This is a genomic window from Paenibacillus sp. J31R98 (genome assembly GCF_056269245.1).
In genome coordinates, this window is sequence record NZ_JBWDNO010000006.1 from 62,992 (window position 1) to 80,621 (window position 17,630).

13 protein-coding genes are annotated in these 17,630 nt (G+C 52.0%); 10 read left to right on the top strand and 3 right to left on the bottom strand.

Features of this window, described 5'->3' with window-relative positions:
- Positions 1 to 215 precede the first annotated feature (215 nt).
- From AC0YNX_RS21130 to AC0YNX_RS21170, 9 genes are all read left to right on the top strand, one after another.
- Positions 216 to 1,652 (top strand): hypothetical protein, encoded by a 1,437-nt coding sequence (locus AC0YNX_RS21130; RefSeq protein WP_475817690.1) that lies wholly within the window; start codon positions 216 to 218, stop codon positions 1,650 to 1,652.
- 2 nt (positions 1,653 to 1,654) lie between these two features.
- Positions 1,655 to 3,055 (top strand): MATE family efflux transporter, encoded by a 1,401-nt coding sequence (locus AC0YNX_RS21135; RefSeq protein ID WP_475817691.1) that lies wholly within the window; start codon positions 1,655 to 1,657, stop codon positions 3,053 to 3,055.
- Positions 3,021 to 5,354 carry a glycoside hydrolase family 3 N-terminal domain-containing protein gene (locus AC0YNX_RS21140; RefSeq protein WP_475817692.1) on the top strand — a complete coding sequence of 778 codons (2,334 nt, stop codon included), beginning with the start codon at positions 3,021 to 3,023 and terminating at the stop codon, positions 5,352 to 5,354. Before AC0YNX_RS21135 ends, AC0YNX_RS21140 begins: the two co-directional genes overlap by 35 nt.
- A gap of 108 nt (positions 5,355 to 5,462) precedes the next feature.
- Positions 5,463 to 7,277, top strand: coding sequence for a sensor histidine kinase (locus AC0YNX_RS21145; RefSeq protein WP_475817693.1), 1,815 nt, complete (start codon positions 5,463 to 5,465; stop codon positions 7,275 to 7,277).
- Positions 7,270 to 8,895: a response regulator gene (locus AC0YNX_RS21150; RefSeq protein ID WP_475817694.1), complete on the top strand. Its 1,626-nt coding sequence runs from the start codon at positions 7,270 to 7,272 to the stop codon at positions 8,893 to 8,895. Before AC0YNX_RS21145 ends, AC0YNX_RS21150 begins: the two co-directional genes overlap by 8 nt.
- Positions 8,896 to 9,301: 406 nt before the next feature.
- A complete protein-coding gene (locus AC0YNX_RS21155) occupies positions 9,302 to 10,243 on the top strand; it encodes an ABC transporter permease (protein ID WP_475817695.1) in 942 nt (313 codons plus the stop codon).
- A 12-nt stretch (positions 10,244 to 10,255) separates the two neighbouring features.
- On the top strand, positions 10,256 to 11,209 hold the full coding sequence (locus tag AC0YNX_RS21160) for a carbohydrate ABC transporter permease (protein ID WP_475817696.1): 954 nt from the start codon (positions 10,256 to 10,258) through the stop codon (positions 11,207 to 11,209).
- Positions 11,210 to 11,294: 85 nt separating this feature from the next.
- Positions 11,295 to 12,869 carry an ABC transporter substrate-binding protein gene (locus AC0YNX_RS21165; protein WP_475817697.1) on the top strand — a complete coding sequence of 525 codons (1,575 nt, stop codon included), beginning with the start codon at positions 11,295 to 11,297 and terminating at the stop codon, positions 12,867 to 12,869.
- A gap of 82 nt (positions 12,870 to 12,951) precedes the next feature.
- Positions 12,952 to 13,860, top strand: coding sequence for a phytanoyl-CoA dioxygenase family protein (locus AC0YNX_RS21170; protein WP_475817698.1), 909 nt, complete (start codon positions 12,952 to 12,954; stop codon positions 13,858 to 13,860).
- A 196-nt stretch (positions 13,861 to 14,056) separates the two neighbouring features.
- Here the strand turns inward: AC0YNX_RS21170 and AC0YNX_RS21175 are convergent, their stop codons facing one another.
- From AC0YNX_RS21175 to AC0YNX_RS21185, 3 genes are all read right to left on the bottom strand, one after another.
- Positions 14,057 to 14,788, bottom strand: coding sequence for a Stf0 family sulfotransferase (locus AC0YNX_RS21175; protein ID WP_475817699.1), 732 nt, complete (start codon positions 14,786 to 14,788; stop codon positions 14,057 to 14,059).
- 154 nt (positions 14,789 to 14,942) lie between these two features.
- Complete coding sequence (locus AC0YNX_RS21180) at positions 14,943 to 15,215, bottom strand: CD3324 family protein (RefSeq protein ID WP_475817700.1); 273 nt, start codon at positions 15,213 to 15,215, stop codon at positions 14,943 to 14,945.
- A 217-nt stretch (positions 15,216 to 15,432) separates the two neighbouring features.
- Entirely contained in the window at positions 15,433 to 16,269 is an 837-nt protein-coding gene (locus tag AC0YNX_RS21185) for a lysophospholipase (RefSeq protein WP_475817701.1), read from the bottom strand.
- Positions 16,270 to 16,450: 181 nt separating this feature from the next.
- Between AC0YNX_RS21185 and AC0YNX_RS21190 the strand changes: the two genes are divergently transcribed.
- Entirely contained in the window at positions 16,451 to 17,560 is a 1,110-nt protein-coding gene (locus AC0YNX_RS21190; protein WP_475817702.1) for a Gfo/Idh/MocA family protein, read from the top strand.
- Positions 17,561 to 17,630 lie beyond the last annotated feature (70 nt).

The following is a 17,630-nucleotide window of genomic DNA, read 5'->3' on the forward strand; positions in this document are numbered from 1 at the left end:
CCCCTCCCACCATCCCAATCCAGCTAACCCGCGGCGCTAACCGCGGGTATTCGTGCTGCGCTCAAGTTGAGTTGCGACAGCACAAAAACGTTAGATCGGTCATGAAAGATAATTTAGGTCACTTAGCGACTCTCCTATAATTGAAGGTAACGATGCTGCGATGCCTTTTCACATTAACTATCGCGAACTTAAACCACGATCAGGAGGACAAATCAATGAGCAACCAAGAGCTTAAACAACAACCTGCAGGTCAACTCCATGTATACGAAGACAATCCCCACTATTACGCGAGGGACGGGAAACCGATTCTGCTCCTGACTTCCGCCGAGCATTACGGAGCGGTTATCAATCGTGCATTTGACTACGAAGCTTATCTCGATACGCTGGAAGCGTACGGGCTGAACTATACGCGCATTTATCCGGGTGCTTACACTGAGGTTAGCGGCATGTTTACGGATAACAACACGCTTGCGCCGAACCATGGCGATCTGATCGTACCTTGGGCACGAAGCGCCGTAGAAGGTGCTGCGGACGGAGGCTTCAAATTCGACTTATATCAGTGGGATGAGGAGTATTTTGCGAGGTTAAAAGCATTCATCACGGCAGCGGACCGCCGAGGCATTGTCGTGGAAGTCTGCTTCTTCAATTGTCAGTACGAGCAGGGTTGGCCGAGTAGCCCAATAAATGCGAATAACAACATTCAAGGCATTGGCGATTGTGATCATACAGGTATTCAGACGCTATTGTATCCCGAGCTCACTGCCGTACTAGAAGCCTACGTATGCAAAATCGTACAAGAAGTAAACCCGTACACGAACGTCATTCTCGAAATATGTGACGAGCCGACGATGATGGGAACGCCAGCCGAGCTTGCCATTCCATGGGTGAGCAGGTTGCTGGATGCGGTCATCGAGACGGAGCGGCAGCTGCCGAATAAGCATCTCATTGCACAGCAGCTAGAGACGAAGCTGGACTTCGCCAGCGATCCGAGAACAGACATTGTCGTCGCGCAGTACATCAACCATAACGGCTGGACGGAGATCGGCGGCATCGAGGCGCTCGATACGAGATATGACCTTGAGAAGCCGATTGAGCTGAATGAGACAGGCTATTATCCAAGCTGGTACAATGGCGATATGATCAGCGCTTCGCGTGTGGAAGCTTGGGAATTCATCGTCGGAGGCGGCGCGGCGTTCAATCAGCTGAACGGCTGCTATACGGTCGATAATCCGGGCGGAAGAACGGAGGATAATGAGCAGCTTCTTAGTTCATTGCGCAATCTCGCTGCATTCATGAACCGGTTCGAGTTTCATAAGATGCGTGTCGATAGAGAGTTCATTCTGAGCACTGACATACCGGATGCAAACATAAGGCACATTAGTGAAGCAGGTCGCCAGTATGCGCTGTACGTCCATCATGGAGAGCTGCTTGGCGATAAGAAGGTGTATACTGTCTTCGAAGGCGATCGGAAAATTTCACTGGCGCTGCAGGTTCCAGCTGGCAACTATGTGGTGAAATGGGTAGACCCGAGATCAGGGAATGCGGTTCAGCTTGAAAAGATCCATCATGACGGAGGCCCGCTGATGCTGAGCAGCCCGAGCTATAAGGTAGATATTGCGCTCGACTTGCGGGCGGTTCAGGAGAGTAAGTAGTCGTGAATCACACTCGCACTCGCATGTCCTTATTTCATCTTGCCTGGCCGATTCTGATCGAGCTGCTGCTGCAGTTTGCGCTTGGCACGGCGGATACGGTGATGGTCAGCCACATTTCGGATGATGCCGTTGCGGTTACCGGCATTAGCAATCAATATTTCTCGTCTATTAACATCCTGTTCACCTTGATAAGCAGCGGAAGCGCCGTCCTGATCGCTCAGAAGCTCGGAGCGAACAAGGAAGACGAGGCAAAGCGGATCGTGACAATGTCGGTCAAGCTTGCTGCAATAGCAGGCACAGTGATCGGCTTAGCTTCTTGGCTCGGCGCTTCCGGCATCGCAAGGCTTATTCAAGTGCCGGAGCGCTTGATCCCGCTGGCAACACCGTACCTCGGCATAGTCGGATTAGGGCTGCTTTTTAGCGCCCTTAACTTTACCATGAGCGCGCTCATTCGGAGTACCGGAAATACGAAGAGTACGATGTACATCTCATTAGGCATGAATGTGCTGCATGTCATCGGTAATTATGGATTTATTTTTGGCGCGTTCGGGTTCCCGCAGTGGGGCTTAACCGGCGTTGCGATCTCTACCGTATGCAGCAGGTCAATCGCTTGTCTGGTCCAGCTCTACGTTCTGCGCGGCGCGTACTCCCTTCGTCTGCGCTGGAAGCAATTTCAAGGCTGGAATGGTACGCTGCTGAGGGATTTGCTGCGAATCGGCTGGCCGATGGGCGTCGGGCAAGCGTCGTACTCGATCTCGCAGCTGCTCATGTTCGCCATCGCAGCTTCGCTTGGCGCAGAGCAGTTAGCGGCTCGGACCTACATGGGAACGCTCGAGCAGCTAATTGTCATTATGGGCTGGTCCATTGCGATGGCGCTGCAAATCCAAGTTGCCTACTTGCACGGTGCCGGGCGGCGAGCAGAGGCATATCGAAGCGCATATCGAGCTTTTTACACAGGTATGGCGTTGGTTGCATGCGTGCTGTTGCTGATAACATGGCAGATCGGGCCGATAATAAAGATTTTCACCGGCAATGCCGATATTATTTCGATCGTAAAGCTGCTCATTTTAATGAATTTGCTCTATCAGCCAGTTAAAATGGTTAATATGGCGTTTAACACTGCGCTTGTTGCCATTGGCGATACCAAGTACATCATGGTAACGAATTTAATTTTTATATGGACGATTTGCGTTGGAGGCTCTTTCCTCCTCGGTATTGTGCTCGGATGGGGCATTATCGGCGTGTATGCCGCTATGACGCTGGATGAAGGCATCCGTGGATTACTGGTCTACCGGCGCTGGAGAGTAAAGGGTAAACCGCAACGCACGAAGCGGGTTAGGACAAGCTTGAAGGAGGAAGTTGAAGTTTATGGAAGCGTACAAAAACAAATCACTGCCCGTTGATGAGCGAATCGATGATTTGCTCGGACGAATGACGAAGCAGGAGAAGATTGGACAGCTGAATCAGCGCATGCTCGGCTGGGAGGCTTATACGAAATCGGACGGAGGCGAGAGCTTCGAGCTGACGGAGCGTTTCCGCGAGGAAGTGGAGTTCGGGGATGGCGTCGGCGCGATTTATGGCATATTCCGTGCGGACCCTTGGTCCAAAGTGACCTTCGAGAACGGCATTCCGCCGTATGAGGGCATGAAGGTAGTGAATCAAATTCAGCGCTATTTGGTCGAGAATACGAGGCTCGGCATCCCAGCACTTCTGTCTGAGGAGTGCCCTCACGGTCATCAAGCGCTCGGCGGAACGATGCTGCCAACGAATATCGGCGTCGGCTCTTCGTGGAATCCGGAGCTGTGCAAGGAGGCTTACGCTGCTGTGGCAGCCGAAATCCGTGCTCGCGGCGGACACATCGGACTTGTCTCTACCCTCGATATGCTGCGCGATCCGCGCTGGGGCCGATCGGAAGAGTGCTTCGGCGAGGATCCATACCTCGGCAGCGAGCTGACGGCTGCGGTTGTCCGCGGCTTGCAAGGCGAGCGCGATGGGCAGCTGGCCGATGCACAAGAAGGCAAGGTTGTCGCTTGCCTGAAACATCTTGCCGCGCAAGGCGCTTGCGTCGGCGGGCATAACGCATGGGCGGCGACAATCGGTGAGCGTGAGCTTCGCGAGATGCATCTGGCCGGCATTCGGGCTGGCGTTGATACCGGCGCTCTCGCAGTTATGGCGGCTTACAATGAAATCGATGGCATTCCATGCCACGCGAACGAGCACTTGCTCACCGACATCCTTCGGGACGAGCTTGGCTTCCAAGGGATCGTGATGTCCGACGGCTGCGCGGTGGACAGCCTGATTCCGCAAGCGGGAAGCCCGAAGGCAGCAGCAGCGATGGCGATCAATGCCGGCGTTGATGTGAATCTATGGAACGAGTCTTATCTCGCCATTGCAGAGGCGATGGAAGAAGGGCTGATCCAGGAAGCGATTATTGACCGCGCGGTACGGCGGGTGCTGCGCCTGAAGTTTGAGCTCGGCTTGTTCGAGAACCCTTACGGCGACGAGGCTGCGGCAGCCGAAGTGCTGCAGCGCCCTAGCTCGCGCAGCACGAATAAACAGCTGGCACAGGAATCGGTCGTGCTGCTGAAGAACGACAACAATCTATTGCCGCTCTCGGCTCAGGCCATCAGCCGAATTGCCGTCATCGGACCGAACGCGAACAGTCTGTACAATCAGCTTGGCGACTATACGCCGATTCAGCCGGAAGGCAGAGGCACGACTGTTCTGCAGGGCATTAAGCAGCTGCTCGGGGCGTCAGCTTCCGAGGCAGAAGTCGTTTACGCTCGCGGATGCGGCATTCGAAGCACGTCTAGAGAAGGCTTCGAAGACGCTGTTCAAGCTGCGCATGGAGCTGACGTTGCCGTGCTCGTCATGGGCGGCAGCAGCGCACGTGACTTCGGTCTTCGCTTTGCTGACAATGGCGCGGCGATTGTAGACTCCGGACTGCCGAACGAGATGGACTGCGGTGAAGGCGTGGATGTGGCGGACCTCGCGCTTGGCGGCTTGCAGCTGGAGCTGGCGCAGGCTATTCATGCAACAGGAACTCCGGTTGTCGTGGTGTTGATCCAAGGTCGTCCGCATGCGATTCCATGGATCAAGGAACATGTTCCGGCGCTTCTCACCGCCTGGTATCCGGGCGAAGAAGGCGGCATTGCCATCGCGGAGCTGCTCTTCGGGCAGGCGAATCCGAGCGGCAAGCTGTCGGTGTCGATCCCGGCTTCCACCTCGCAATTGCCGGTATCGTATAATCTCAAGGCGTCGAACCATGCCTCGGTGTATGTCGATGCTTCGCATCTGCCGCTGTATCCATTCGGCTATGGTCTTAGTTATACGAAGTTCGATTATAGCGATTTCTCGATCAGCGCAGCGCAAATTTCGGCAGGACAGCTGCAAGAAGGCGGCGTAGTCTCGGTGTCCGTGAAAGTAACGAACAGCGGCGAGCACGCGGGCAAGGAAGTTGTTCAGCTATACGGCTCGGAGCGGGTATCGAGCGTGACGCCACGTAAGCGCGAGCTGAAGGCTTTTCGCAAAATCCATCTGGAGCCAGGGCAGTCCGAAACCGTCACGTTCGAGCTCGGCTTGCAAGCTCTCAGCCAATGGGACAAAGCGATGCGCTTCGTTCCTGATCCAGGGCGCTACAAGCTGACTATCGGGGATGGGCAACAACCGGAGCTGTCGGCTGTTCTCGTCATTGAAGGCTAGCTCTAGCTCCTCAATAACTGGAATTAGCTATTGCTTCGAGCTCCTGCTATAGTAATCTCGGGAACAGCATGTATACATTCATAGATATGAACGAGGGGAAGAGATAAGATGAATCGGATGATGCTTCTGCGATCACTGCGCGTCAGGCTGCTGGCGGGGTTCATTTTTATCATCGTCCCCTTAGCTGTTGCTTTAATTATGCAAAATATTTATGCCATGAAGGTTGTCCGCGACGAAGTATCGCAATCGACAGCCGGCTTCCTTGAGACGCACGTCAATCAGATTGACGGCAGCCTCGGCAAAGTCAGTGATTACTTGCTGCGGCTCGTTTCCAGCAACCCGACCTATTCCGACTTGATTGCGCTGAACCTGTATCCGCAGTCCAGCAGCGACTATTTCTTCGCCAAGCAGCGAATCTTCAACAGCTTCCAGAATGAGATCAATTCCAATTCTTTCGTGGTTGTCGATACGTTCTTTACCTATACGGAGAAATATAACGAGCTGATTGCTTCGCAGGGTGAGTATTTGGCCTCTCAAAAGATGAACCAGACGCTGACTGATTTCATTCATAGCGGCATGCTCAGCAAGCAACATACGTGGCAGATCATCGTACAGGACGGTCAGTATTACCTCGTTCGATTGGAGGAAATTCAAGCTGAGCCTAATGTGTTTGTCGGAGCGCTCATTCCAGTAGAGAGTTTAATGAAAGCGCTGCGATCCGTTGATCTCGGTCCAAACGGGCAGGCGATGCTCATCTCGAACGATGCGGATCCGCTGACGAAGACGACCTGGGATAAGGCGAGTCTCCATAATATGCTGCACCTGCTGGCAGGCAAAACGGATGAATCTGAGACGTATCAGATTATTCGCAATAACGCTGATAAGAAAGATTATATGCTGGTGGGCTTTCCTGTCACTCAAGCGCCGATTACGCTTGCCGTTACGATACCGGATAATGCCATGCTGCAGAAACTCCCGTATTTCCAGAGAGCGCTCTACTTAATTCCGCTTGGTATCGTTCTTGTGCTGCTGCTGTTCTCGTTCCTGATTAAGCAGGTACTGAACAAGCCAATGAGTGCGCTAATCCGCGGCATGAGGCGGACGGCGCAAGGTGATTTCTCCGTTCGGCTTGGCGCGAGTCCTACGCAGGAGTTTGAATTTCTGAATGAGACATTCAACGGAATGGTAGGCCAAATTCAATCCTTGAAAATCAATGTGTACGAGGAGATGCTGAAGACGCAGGAAGCTGAATTCCGGCATCTGCAGTCTCAGATTAATCCGCACTTTTACTTAAATTCATTAAACATCGTTCACAGCCTAGCCAAGCTTAAGCGGACAGAGCTCATCGAGCAGATGGCGCTTCACTTGTCCGACTTCTTCCGTTTTATTACGCGAGCGAACCGCGAGTTCATTACGCTTGAAGAAGAGACGGAGCATATTCGCAATTACATGGAGATTCAGAAGCTTCGTTTTCCGCGCAAATTAACCTATGAAATGAAAGTGCCTGAGGTGTACAAGCAGCGAAGCATCCTGCCGCTCATGATTCAGCCTTTCGTAGAGAATGCTGTCATCCACGGCATGAAGATTGGCAAGCATGTGTTTCATGTTTCCGTTGAGGTCCGGCCGTTCTCTCAAGATCCGAAAGTGATGGAGATCGTCATTGCGGACAATGGCGTCGGTTTCTCCGAGGAAGCGCTGGAGCGGTTCAGGACCGGGGTTTCGACTGCGGAGATGGCAGGGGCGAAGAGCCTTGGCATTCTGAACGTACAGAATCGGATCGCCCTTAAGTATACAGGTGCGGCGAGCATTCTGTTCCGTAACCGTACCGAAGAGAGCGAAGGAGACGCTGGTGCGAACGAGGGTGCGGAAGTCATTCTAAGAATTCCATCTGGGCTCGGCAAGGAGGAAGATTCATATGTATAGGCTGCTTCTTGTTGATGACGAGGTTTATGCCGTAGAAGCGATCGAGACGAGCATCAATTGGGCGCAGCTTGGCTTCTCGGAAGTGCTCTGTGCCTATGACTCTGAAGAAGCGAAGAGCATTCTGCTTGAACAGCCGGTTGACGTCATGATCAGCGATATAGAAATGCCCGGCTGCAATGGCATGGAGCTGCTGGAATGGGTGAATGAGCATTCTCCGGCTACGGTGACGATCTTCCTGACCGGCCATGCTGACTTCAGCTATGCGCAGCAAGCGCTGCAGCTCTCCGGGTTCGATTATTTGCTAAAGCCCATTCGCCACGAGCAGCTGCAAAGCGTTGCTGGCCGTGCATTGAAAGAAGTCGAGAGCCGGAAGGAAGCCAGGCAGCTAGAGGAGATGTATAAGACATTCTCCAAGCAGCAGCAAGCGCAGAAGCCTCTGCTTAAGGAACTGTTCTGGCAGGACTACTTGTCCAAGCGAATCCAATTGGATGCGGATCAGCTTCACGAAATCAGGGATACGTATCAAGTGCAGCTCGGTGCGGATACGATGATTCTGCCGATTCTCATTAGTGTGGAGCAGTGGAAGCAAGAGTTTACGGAGCGAGAGGAGCGCATCTTGGAGTATGCGCTTCGCAATTCAGCGGGCGAGATGCTCAGCGCGAGGCAGCAGGATATCGACGTCATTGAAGATCGAGGCGGAATACTGTTTGCTCTGCTGCATATTCAGAATTCGTCTGTGCAAGAGAAGGATAAGCTGAAGAAAACATGCGAGCAGTATATAGATGCCTGTGCGCGTTATTTCTACTGCCATATCTCTTGTTATATCGGCACGGCAGTTCCTCTGTCCGAGGTGAAGCTTATCTATCACAGGCTCATCGAGCTGGAGCAAAGCAATGTCGTAACGACAGGCAAGGTGCTGTTCTTGGACGATTACGGCAATGCGGATGCGCTGGTCCCTCGCAAAATGCCTGCGTTCACATTCGATCTCATGGAATGGACGCATCTGCTCGAGGCTGGCAAGACGGATACCGTTATGCGCCAGATCGAGGATTTGTTCCAAGGCGATGCGGCCTCTGGCGTGAATGCAGAGACGCTGGATGCACTGTACCACACGCTTCTTGGCTTCGTGTATCAATCCGTGCATCAGAAGGGCGGCTCTGTCCGCCGTTTCATGGGCGCTTCGAAGCTGAACGATGCGAGCAGCGCGACTCGCTCGCTGCCGCAGTTTCTGGCTTGGGCACGCAAGCTGATCCTAGCTACGGCAGAATATTTTGACCGGAATAAGTCGGAGAGCTCGGCGATCGTCGAGAAAGTGAAAGAGTACGTAGAAGCGAATATTCAGAGCGTGTCCAGAGAAGAGATTGCCTCGGCCGTGTTCCTCAACTCGGCGTACCTGTCACGGCTGTATAAGCGGGAGACAGGCATGTCTCTGATGGAATATATCATTACAGTGAAGATGAACCGCGCGAAGCAGGAGCTCACGAAATCGAATATGAGAATTAGTGATATATGCGATAGTCTAGGCTACGAGAACGTCTCCTATTTCACGAAAACATTCAAGAAGCTGGTCGGCATTACTCCTCATGAATTCCGCAAACGGTATCAATCGCTTGGGTAAGTAGTGGTGTGTACATGGCCATTTCCACATTGCAACTGTGGAGATGGCCTTTTTGTTACCCTACTTAGAAGTCCGGTGAAGGAGAGTGGCCGGAGGTCGGTATGGAGTCGGAACAGCGCCAGCGGTCGCCTAGGCGAAATGAACTGCGTTGCCTAAGCTACGCAGTTCATTTGCGCCTTTGTCCCCGAATTTCGTCAGCTTCAGCTTTGATTAAATCTAAGAAATACGGGGACAACAGCGAGTGGAGACCCATACCGACCGGAGGCTACGGTATCTTCACCGGCTTCTATTCCTCCCCGCGAATCACAAAAACGTTACTTCGGTCATATTAGGTTCTCCTTCCCTCTCAAAGCTCTGTCTTATAATGAGTTCAACAGCAAGATGAGATGAGAAAGGATGAACACATATGCGGAAACAAGTGGCGCTTCGGCAGCCCTCGATGCTCAAGAAGTTGAACAAAAATAAGTTTTTGCTGCTGCTTCTGCTGCCGGGTACGCTGTATTTGCTCTTAAACAACTACTTGCCGATGTTCGGCATCATCATTGCGTTCAAGGACTTCAATTATCACCAAGGCATTCTGGGGAGCGATTGGAACCATTTCAAGAACTTCGAGTTTCTGTTCAAGACGCCTGATGCATGGCTCATTACACGGAACACAGTCGGGTACAACGCCATCTTCATCGTTGTGAATACAGTTGCGGCCGTGGCAGCGGCGATAGCTATGAACGAGATTCGCAGTCGGATCATGGCAAAGTTCTTCCAAAGCGTTATGTTCCTGCCGTACTTCCTGTCGATGATCATCGTCGGCTACCTGGGCTTGTCCCTCTTCAGTCAAGAGTTCGGTTACATCAATAAGAGCGTGCTGGAGCCGCTCGGATTCCCGCCGGTTTCCTGGTATGCCGAGACGAAATATTGGCCGTTCATTCTGCCAATCGTCAACTTGTGGAAGAACATCGGATATCTCAGCGTCATCTATCTCGCTGCGATTATCGGTATCGACAACGAATATTATGAAGCCGCTCTCATCGATGGCGCTTCCAAATGGCAACAAATCAGGAAGATTACGATCCCGCTAATCGCGCCGGTCATCACGATTATGACCTTGCTCTCGATCGGCAAGATTTTCAACTCGGACTTCGGCTTGTTCTTCCAGGTTCCGCTTGATGCAGGGGCGCTGTACCCGGTTACACAGACGATTGATACGTATGTCTACCGCGCTTTGCTGCGGCTCGGTGATCTCGGGATGTCCTCGGCGGCAGGCGTTTATCAAGCAACGGTCGGATTCGTGCTCGTCATGGCTTCGAACTGGGTTGTACGCAAAATCAACAAGGACAATTCACTATTCTAGGAGGATTCACACATGGATACCGCAATTAGTCAGTCTTCCGCCGTTCATGCGAAAACTCCCGCCAAGTCGAAGGAAATCAACGCCATTTCCGGCGTGTCGAACGCGGTGCTGAATGTGCTGTTTTGGATCTATACGATACTTTGCTTATTCCCGCTTGTTGTCGTGCTGGCCGTGTCTTTCTCCGATCAGAAGGAAATTACGTTGCACGGATATAACATCATTCCGCGACACTTCAGTCTGGATGCTTATTCGTACCTATTGCACGATGCATCACAGATCACTCATGCCTATGGCATCTCGATCCTGGTTACGGTAGTCGGCACGCTTGCTGGTCTGCTTATGACGGCGCTGTTCGCTTACCCGCTCTCTCGGCAAGATTTTGGCTATCGCAGCTTCTTCTCGTTCTTCCTGTTCTTCACGATGATCTTCGGCGGAGGCCTCGTCCCGTGGTATATCGTGTTCTCGAACTGGATCGACATGCGCGATACGATATGGGCGCTCATCGTGCCGGGGCTATTGTTCAACGCCTTCTACGTAATCATCATGCGGACGTTCTTCCAGACGTCGATTCACCCGTCGATTATCGAATCGGCAAGCATTGACGGCGCAGGCGAGATTCGCATCTTCTTCCGCATTATTCTGCCGCTGTCCACGCCGGTGCTGGCGACGATCGCGCTGTTCTATACGATTGGTTACTGGAATGACTGGTTCAATTCGTTGGTGTTTGTTCAGCAAGATCAGATGGTCAGTCTGCAATACTTGATGTACAAAACGATGATGAACCTACAGTTTCTCGTTGCCAATTCGGCCAATAACGGAAATGCGGGCGGCGCGATTGCGAAGCTCCCTGGCGAGACGGTTCGAATGGCGATGGCGATTGTCGGCATGGGACCAATCATTCTGGCGTACCCGATTTTCCAGAAGTATTTTGTTAAGGGCTTAACGATTGGCGCGGTGAAAGGTTAACGTCGTATAACGCAAGGCGAAGCGAGGTTTCACCCGGCAGCTGCCGGTTAACAATACTAACAGAATCATTTTTAGGAGGATGAACATGAACAGGTCGAAAAAGGTTTGGGTCACCGCTTTGACGCTTTTGTTGTCCATGATGTTGATTCTATCGGGTTGCGGAAGCAAAGATAACTCCGCTAACTCCTCGGGTAATACAGCCGACGATTCCAGCAGTAACAGCTCCAATGCGAACAAGCAAGCTGGAGGAAACGCGACAGCGGATTTGCCGGAAGTGACGCTCAAGATGTTCGTGCCTGGCGTTCCACAGAAGGATATTGGACTCATTAATGAAGAAGCAAGCAAATATCTGAAAGACAAGATTAATGCGAAGCTGGAACTGAATATCATCGACTGGGGCAGCTGGGGCGACAAAATGAACCTCAAGTTCGCTTCCAACGAAGAGTATGATATTAACTGGGCAGCAGACTGGGATAGCTTCCAGACCCGTGTACAAAAAGGCGTTTACTTGCCTCTGAACGATCTGATCGACAAATATGCGCCGGATGCAAAAAAGGTATTGAATCCATCTCTGCTGAAGGGCGGCCTCATCGGTGGTAAAAACTACGGTCTGCCGGTGAACAAGGAAATCGCTTCCCAGCTCGGACTCCTGCTCAACAAGAAGTTTGTTGATAAGTACAAGATCGACCTCAGCACAATCAAGACGCTGGAGGATCTGGAGCCATACCTCGATACCATTAAGAAGAACGAGCCGGGCGTGACGCCGTTCTTGATGAACGGCACGGTTAATCCCATCAGCAATAATGTAGCGTTCAAAGGTCAAATGGAGTTCGTTCTTGGCCCAAGTGACGGCGGCGCAGCCGTTGATCGTAACGTGGATGGCTTCAAGGTGTTCAATGCGTTCGCAGATCCGCGTTTCAAAGAACAGCTTGATCTGACTCGCAAGTGGTACCAAGCAGGCTATATCAACAAGGACGCAGCGACTCTGCAGGATTTTGACGGTGCCATTAAAGCAGGTCAATGGTTCGCTTTCGTGGATTCATTGAAGCCTGGTAAAGACGCAGAGAAAACAAACTCCCATGGCGTTCCGATGGTTCAAGTGAACTTGACGCAGCCAATTATCCGCACGGGAGATGCACTTGGTTCGATGATGGCGATCTCTGCTTCGTCCAAAAACCCAGAGCGTGCAATGATGTTCTTGAACCTGCTGTATACGGACAAATATTTGGTGAACCTGCTGTCGTTCGGTATCGAAGGCCAGCACTATGTGAAGAAGTCGGATAATGTGATTGCATTCCCAGACGGTATGGACCCATCCGCTTCCGGCTACAACCCAGGTACAGCTTGGATGTTCGGCAACATGTTCAATGACTATCTGTTCAACAATGAAGACCCGAACAAGTGGACAAACTTCGAGAAGTTCAACCAAGAAGCGGTCGAATCGAAACTGCTAGGCTTTAACTTCGACCTGAGTCCAGTGAAGAATGAAGTCGCTGCATTCCAAAATGCATACAAGGAGTTTGCGCCAGGTCTGGAAACAGGTACTGTAGATCCAAATGAAGTGCTTCCGAAGTTCCTCGATAAAATGAAAGCAATCGGCATGGATAAAGTGTACACAGAAGTGCAATCGCAATTGGATAAATGGCAATCGTCCAAATAAGCACGATGCAGGAGGGGCTAGCGTGTGCAGATGCGCTAGCCTTTGCTTTTGCTAACTTGGATGGAGAAGGGAAGGGGAAAAGATGGGGAAAGTATTGACGGATGCGCAGATTGAACAGTTCATGGAGCTTGGCTGGGTGAAGGTAGAGAAAGCGTTCGCGGAGTCGCTGGCGCTTGAATGCCAAGACTTTCTATGGGAGCAGGTGCGGCGGTATGACATTGATCGGGAGAATCGTGCGACGTGGACGCGTCCGATCTTGTTCATGAAGGAATCGTTTCGGAGCGAGGCATTCGATCGCTGCAACTCGGAGAGGCTTGGCGAAGCGATTGAAGATTTGATTGGTGAGGACCGCTGGACGGAGAAAGTCATGTGGAACGGCGACCCGGACCGGAATTACCCGACATGGGGATGGTGGCCGGTAAACTTCCATCTCGGCGGGGATTCGGAATGGAGTGTGTCATCTGAGGGATGGCACTGGGATGGGGCGCACTTCCGTCATTTTGTAGATGCGCCGGAGCAAGGATTGCTCTGCTTGTGCATCTTCTCCGAGATTGGACCACAAGGCGGAGGAACGCTTATTGCGGAGGGCTCGCATCAGGTAGTCGCCCGCTATTTGGCAGGCAAGCCGGATGGCGTCGGCCCGCAGGAGGGCATTGATGAGTGCAATTTGCAGCATCCGTGGCTTGCCGCACTGACCGGCCAGGCGGACGATTCGTTCCTGCCGGGTACGAATCGGGTAGAGAAATTCATGCAGAACGCGTTTGTGGATGAGCACGGCACACGCCTGCGCGTTATTGAGACGACGAGCTCGCCTGGCGACGTCATTCTGTGCCATCCGTTTCTCTATCACACGCCATCGCAGAATCATAGCGGCGTGACTCGCTTTATGTGCAACCGCACGACACCGCTCAAGGAGCGGATGCGGTTCAGCCGTGAGGACGGCACGGCGTATTCGCCGCTGGAGCTGAGCATTAAGCGGGCGATTGAGTAAATTAAAAGGCTGTCGAGTGGGTTAGGTTGAACTCGACAGCCTTTTTTGCTTTCTACATGCGCCGAAAGTTACTCAAACTAGCCAAAGGGTCCAGTAGCCCAGCTACATCCGTCGTTATTCGCGATCTAATTTCTTCCGACTCTCAGTATGGAGGATCACCTAGCCCCAGTACCGACTAATCGCCTCTAGTACTTAGCTACCATCGTCTATTCTCCCAATCTCGTTGGCTCTCTTCACGAAATCGTTGCACCCATTGCTCGGCAACGTCATCGGCTAGTTTGTCGAGGGCAGGCGGGGCGATGTTCACCTGTTCCCCCTGGATGCCGAGAAACTCCAACACTCGCATGACCGTTCCTTCATAGTCCTGAATAAAGTCCTCGTATACAATCGTCATCGGTAAGATGTTCGACTCTGAGAAGAAGTCCTCCATCGCGGCTTCGCACATTGTGCTTTCAATCAGCAAATGACGAATCGCGTCAAAATTATACTTATCCGCAATATCATGCTCCTGCGGCTTCTCGCCAAACTTGCGATGCCACTCTCCCGAGACGATCGCGCGCCACCAAGAGACGGCGAGTCTGACTTTGTTGCGGCGCGTCATATAAATATGCTTAGAGCAGTTCGGGAAGGCGGTACTCCACACTTCAGCCCGAGAAGCATGCTCTGGGAGCCCGAACAATGGTCGGAACGCGTCAATCCAGTGCTGTTCAAAGCCACCCTTGATCCCGAAGACACCGTTCGGCGTAGTGCCATGCTGCCACTTCTGTTCAAGATCCTCGCGCGTAATCGTTAAAGGGTCATTGTATTGAAAATGAAGCCATTCGGCCGGGTTGCCTGCGACGCCTGTCGAGGCGAGTGCTTCACCTAGCAATGTGCTCCCGGTCCGTTGCGAGAACCAAATGGTATAGCTTAATGTAGGCTGTGTCATAAGGAAAGTCTCCTTCTCATTTCGTTATGTTGATGTGGTTAATGATAACGATTTAATAGGAGCAATTGTATGTCACAAACAGTTTTGAACCATTCTTTACATAACAAAGCCACATCAGAAAATAAACCCAATGTGGCTCATATAGCGAAGTATTCTATTTCGATTTCACTTTCGTATAAACAATTTTCTTAATACTATCGCAGGAAAGGAAGAAATGCTCGGAGAGCTGGTCAACGGAAGCACCCTCTGCGAACTTTTGACGAATCTCAACGTTCCTCTGCTGTATATAGGCACGGCTGCCAGAGTTCACGCCCCAACCTTTGCGAAGCCCTTCCGGTTTGGGAATGTAGACCATGACACCATTCATGTATTTCTGAACTTCCCTTAATAATTCATCTGGTAAATTATCAGCGCTAACGTATTTCATGATCACTCTACCCCTTAAAGTTTAATCATTTTAAGGAAGCAAAGTCTCATTATAAACGGATTTCACCCGTTCAGGAGTTAGACGGTTTACTTATATCGCTCTATACAAACAACCGTCGTTGTTTATAATGCAGACTTTGCATAGAGCATTTTCTCTTTGTCATCCAGCATAATCGAACCTCCTCCACAGCATTCACTTCAGGCTGTTTAACTTCGTTCTAATGCTTCGCAAGCCAATCCAGCATGACGCCGAAAACATCCTCGCGATTCACTTCATTGTGCAGCTCGTGCTTGTAATCGGGCCATTCCATGAATGTGCAGAGCGATGCTCCGACAGATTCGGCGAACTGTCTGCTGGCATGGATGGAGGTTACTTTGTCGTTGCCGCCGTGCATGAGCAGAAGCGGCACCTTCCATTCGGACGCGTGCTTCAAGGCCCACAGTCCGGCTGTTTGCACGCTGAAGAAGAACCTCGCGGTAATCGAGCCGTGACCGAGCGGATCTTCCTGATACCGCTGGAGCATAACCGGATCGCTCGTTAAGTGATCACCCTTCATCGGGCGGGACGTCGTATACGCGGGGAACAACCGCTGGACGATTCGCGCAGCGATGACCTGCAGCGGCGGCGGATTGAAGGCGAGCTTCAGCCACGGCCCGGTAATGATGGCCCCGGCAATATCCGGCTTCCGCCGCAAAATATAATTCAGCGCAACATTGCCGCCCATGCTGTGCCCGAATATATAGATCGGCTGGCCTGGATAGCGCCGCCGTGCTTCCGCAAGCATCGCGCCGACGCCGTCCAGCAGCGCATCATACGAAGTCGTATGCCCGCGCTTGCCTTCGGTGCGGCCGTGCCCGCATTGGTCGAACCCAAAAGCGGCGTAACCGCTCTCCGTGAACATTTTTGCAACATGCGTATATCTTCCGAGATGCTCACCCATGCCGTGCACGATGGCAATGACGCCTTTTATCGGCTCATCACTGGCTTCCCGCCACTCCGCTGCAAACCGCCGCGAACCATCCCCGCATACGAGCTCAAAGCTGCGTTCATTCATCCCGGTGCACCTCCTAAACTTATGACTGCTCTTATTGAAAACTTTACCATAATAAGGCTCGATTTGAAATTGACAACCGAACCAGCTTCTCCAAAAAGAAGGAGATTCACCCCTCAGAGATGAAATGAATAATGGAAGCGTTTCATAATATGCAGCAAGCATGCTTGGAAAGGTGAGTGTTATGCAAAAAACGAAGATCGGCATCATCGGTTGCGGAATGATCAGCGACATTTACTTGGAGAATTGTACGAAGATGTTCGCGATTCTGGAGGTATCGGCAGTGGCCGACCTAAACCTCGAGATGGCGCGCAAACGCGCGGAGCAATATGGGATTCCCAAAGCATGCTCCGTAGAAGAGCTGCTGGCTGACCCTGAGATCGAAATCGTCATTAACTTAACATCCCCGCAAGTCCATACGGAAGTGAATCTGCAGATTCTTCATGCCGGCAAGCATGTGTATGCGGAGAAGCCCTTCGCTTTCACAAGAGAAGATGCAGACCAGGTACTTCACCTGGCTCGTGAAAAAGGTCTTCGTGTCGGCATCGCACCAGACACCTTCCTGGGTGGCGGGCTGCAGACGGCGCGCAAGATCATCGATGATGGCTGGATCGGCAAGCCTTATATGGCAAGCGGCCTCATTCTGATGGGCAGCGCGTGGGACGGCATGCATCCGAATTTCCGCCAATATTTGCAGAAGGGCTGGGACCCGCTTTTTGATATGTCCCCGTACTATTTGACGGCATTCGTTCATTTGCTCGGTCCTGTTCGCCGCGTCAGCGGTTCGGCTGGCTCGGTGCACAGCGAGTTTACAGTGAGTAACCCGCAATCGCCTGCATACGGCGAGACGGTTCCGGTTGGCGCGCCTTTTCATGTGACAGCTACGCTTGATTTCGAGAATGGGGCAGTGGCAAGCCTGCAAGTGGCCAAAGAAAGCTTCGGTTACACGCCGAGACTGGAGATTTACGGTACTGAAGGCATCCTGCAAGTGAACGATCCGAATAGCTTCGACGGTGCAATTACATTGCAGCAGCGTAGCGGCAAAGTTCAGGAATTCCCGTATTCGCATAGCTTCTCACAGAATTCCCGAGGCATCGGCGTTGCAGATATGGCCTATGCGATCCGCTCCGGCAGGCCGCACCGCGCAAGCGGAGAGCTGTCGCGCCATGTGCTCGATATAACAATCGGCATACTGGAATCGTCGAAGACGGACAAGCATGTTGCCATTACGGCACGCTGCGAGCGACCTGCTCCGCTGCCACTAGGGCTTATTTATAACCAGCTTGATCAATAAGCAACAAACTCTAACATAAAGAAACATATTTTAACGCCTTAGAAGCCCAAACTTGTTGTATACTGTTGCT

Bases quoted from the DNA above. Each gene is read 5' to 3' on its own strand.
- AC0YNX_RS21165 (WP_475817697.1), top strand. From the start codon at position 11,295: ATGAACAGGTCGAAAAAGGTTTGGGTCACCGCTTTGACGCTTTTGTTG.
- AC0YNX_RS21180 (WP_475817700.1), bottom strand. From the start codon at position 15,215: ATGAAATACGTTAGCGCTGATAATTTACCAGATGAATTATTAAGGGAA.
- AC0YNX_RS21175 (WP_475817699.1), bottom strand. From the start codon at position 14,788: ATGACACAGCCTACATTAAGCTATACCATTTGGTTCTCGCAACGGACC.
- AC0YNX_RS21155 (WP_475817695.1), top strand. From the start codon at position 9,302: ATGCGGAAACAAGTGGCGCTTCGGCAGCCCTCGATGCTCAAGAAGTTG.
- AC0YNX_RS21150 (WP_475817694.1), top strand. From the start codon at position 7,270: ATGTATAGGCTGCTTCTTGTTGATGACGAGGTTTATGCCGTAGAAGCG.
- AC0YNX_RS21130 (WP_475817690.1), top strand. From the start codon at position 216: ATGAGCAACCAAGAGCTTAAACAACAACCTGCAGGTCAACTCCATGTA.
- AC0YNX_RS21190 (WP_475817702.1), top strand. From the start codon at position 16,451: ATGCAAAAAACGAAGATCGGCATCATCGGTTGCGGAATGATCAGCGAC.
- AC0YNX_RS21140 (WP_475817692.1), top strand. From the start codon at position 3,021: ATGGAAGCGTACAAAAACAAATCACTGCCCGTTGATGAGCGAATCGAT.
- AC0YNX_RS21160 (WP_475817696.1), top strand. From the start codon at position 10,256: ATGGATACCGCAATTAGTCAGTCTTCCGCCGTTCATGCGAAAACTCCC.
- AC0YNX_RS21145 (WP_475817693.1), top strand. From the start codon at position 5,463: ATGAATCGGATGATGCTTCTGCGATCACTGCGCGTCAGGCTGCTGGCG.
- AC0YNX_RS21185 (WP_475817701.1), bottom strand. From the start codon at position 16,269: ATGAATGAACGCAGCTTTGAGCTCGTATGCGGGGATGGTTCGCGGCGG.
- AC0YNX_RS21170 (WP_475817698.1), top strand. From the start codon at position 12,952: ATGGGGAAAGTATTGACGGATGCGCAGATTGAACAGTTCATGGAGCTT.